At 34.1% G+C, this 2,488-nt stretch carries 2 protein-coding genes; both read left to right on the forward strand.

Annotation, left to right across the window (positions count from 1 at the left end; all coding sequences use genetic code 11):
* On the forward strand, nt 1–1,223 hold a 1,223-nt coding region (locus tag B3J44_RS17750; RefSeq protein ID WP_286970043.1), incomplete at its 5' end, for a TolC family protein.
* A 460-nt stretch (nt 1,224–1,683) separates the two neighbouring features.
* Nucleotides 1,684–2,487, forward strand: coding sequence for a DUF2490 domain-containing protein (locus B3J44_RS17755; protein ID WP_286970044.1), 804 nt, complete (start codon nt 1,684–1,686; stop codon nt 2,485–2,487).
* The last annotated feature ends 1 nt before the right edge of the window (nt 2,488 follow it).

Genomic DNA, 2,488 nt, shown 5'->3' on the forward strand with positions numbered 1-2,488 from the left:
TGATGATGGCACGAGGCGGATTTGATCCAAAACTTGAAGTAGATTATAATAAGAAAGAATTTAAAGGCACAGAATATTATTCGTTATTAAACAGCAGTTTCAAAATTCCGACTTGGTATGGAGTTGAGATTAAAGCAGGTTTTGACGATACGAACGGGGAATATTATAACCCGCAGAACAAAACGCCAGAAGCAGGTTTAACTTCGCTCGGAATTAATGTTGCTTTAGGTCAGGGAATGTTTATTAACCAAAGAATGGCAGATGTTCGCGAAGGAAAACTTCAGGTAAAACTAAGTGATGCACAGCGAAAATTAAGAGCAATTGAAATTTTATATCAGGCGAGTGAAGCTTATTTTGAATGGAGAAAAAGCTATAACGAAGCCGAATTGTATAAAAATTATTTGGGTTTTGCCAGCACTCGTTTTGAAGGAGTTAAAAAGTTAATCGCAGCAGGAGATGCACCCGCAATTGACAGTGTTGAGGCCAAAATTACGGTACGAAACAGAGAACTGAATGTTGAAAATGGAAACCTGAAATTAGCTAAAGCAAAATTGAAATTGGCTAATTTTTTATGGATTGAAAATGTTCCTGTAGAGCTTGGAGATTTAGTAAAACCTGAACAAAATCTAATTCAGACTATAGAAGAAACTTTAAAGACAGATGCTATGATGGTCGATGTGGAGTCGTTAGATTCGCATCCAAAAATTCAGTCTCTAGAAACCAAAATGGATATTTTGGAAGTCAATCGCCAGTTGAAAGCCAATTCGTTGCTTCCGAAAATTAATGTAGGTTACAACTATATTTCAGAACCCAATTACTGGAATAATTTTAACGCCGACGATTATAAGTTTAATATCGATTTCAGTTTTCCTATTTTCTTGAGAAAAGAACGCGGGAGTTTAAAAATGGCAAAACTGAAAATTCAGGACATGCAGTTTGATATAGACCAGCAACGATTAGAACTTAAAAATAAAGTAAAAGCGCAGCAGACCGAAATTGCATCATTAAGAAAGCAGAAAGTTGTAATTGATAATCTGGTAAAAGATTATATGACAATGCTGAATTCAGAAGAAAAATTATTCTCATTTGGAGAAAGTTCGATTTTCTTAATCAATTCGAGAGAAAACAATTTGGTTAGCGCAAAATTGTCGCAAATAAGTTTAGAGAATCAGTTTTATCTGTCGAATGCCGAATTGTACAAAATATTGGCAAATCCAGATTAACAAATTTCGATGCATAATTGGATAATTGAAATTTATAGAAATCTAACATGTCGCTCCTCTGGAGCTTCTGAATTAGTGAGCATAGATTTTTAGCTATAAATATTATGCTCTTCCAGAGCTATAAAAAGCCTCGGTGGGACTATACATCGGTAGTCCCAGTGGGACGAAATATTTATAGAAATGTATGTTTGATATATTAAATAGCCCCAGAGGGCAAAATATCATGTGAACATAAAAATAACAGTCAGTTTTGTACCTGTCTGCATTATATTAATTTTCAGAATTTTGATTTAAAAAAAGCTTTAGATATTTTTCTAAAGCTTTTTTGTTTGGAAGAAATGTCTAGAAAGCGGTTTCATGTTATAATATGAAACCGCTTTTTTTTAAAGTTAAAAACTTCTTTATCTAAATTTGATAGACTTTCTTATTTCGAAGCCGTGTAATTTAATATTGACGAATTATGAGTTTATTAAAAAAGAGTTTCCTTGTATTTTGTTGCATCATGCTTTCTCAAGTTTTAAAAGCCCAAGACGCTCCTTACACAATGGGATTTATTCCAGCATCTATAAGCGAGGTTGATGTTGCGTTTCCTTTAATAGAAAAATGGAATTTAAGCGGTCAGGCAGATATGCAGCTCGTTACACAAGGTGCTTATACAAACGGAAATCCTTTTGAATATACACAGCGTAAAGTAATAAGACCTTGGATTATTTATTCTGGTTTTAAAAACATGAAGCTTTGGTTGGGATATGCGCACAATCAGAAATATGCAATAGAAGAAGCGGGAAATTACAAAACTTTAGAAAATAGGCTTATTGTTATGGGAACCTATACTCAGGAAATGCCCAAAGGTTCTCTTTTTGAGCAAGTGCGTTTTGAGACCAAGTTTTTTGATGACAGAAATGGTAATCATCAGACAATACCCAGAATAAGAGCCCGTTTTGGTGTTAATCATTATTTGAGACAAAGTAAGGAAAAACCAATTTTCTTGGCGCCTAATCTTGGTTATTATACAGAACTCATGCTGAAATTTGCCTCTAAAGATTATGCAGATGAACATTTTGATATTTTCAGATTATCGGTTTATTATACTGCTGGAATAACTCCGAATATTCATTTTTTGGCAGGTGTAATCGGTCAAATGCAATTGCGCACAAACGGAACTCAATTTGATGTTTACTACGGGCCAATGGTTTCAGTAAAATATAGTGTAAAACCAAAAGAACGCGAAACATTTGATAGCGTAGATGGTGGTGCCGATTAGT

The sequence above is a fragment of the Flavobacterium sp. UBA4854 genome (assembly GCF_002399805.1).
In the GTDB taxonomy this organism is placed as follows: domain Bacteria; phylum Bacteroidota; class Bacteroidia; order Flavobacteriales; family Flavobacteriaceae; genus Flavobacterium; species Flavobacterium ginsengisoli.

Coding starts and splice junctions, on each gene's coding strand:
- B3J44_RS17755 (WP_286970044.1), top strand. CDS start 1,684: ATGAGTTTATTAAAAAAGAGTTTCCTTGTATTTTGTTGCATCATGCTT.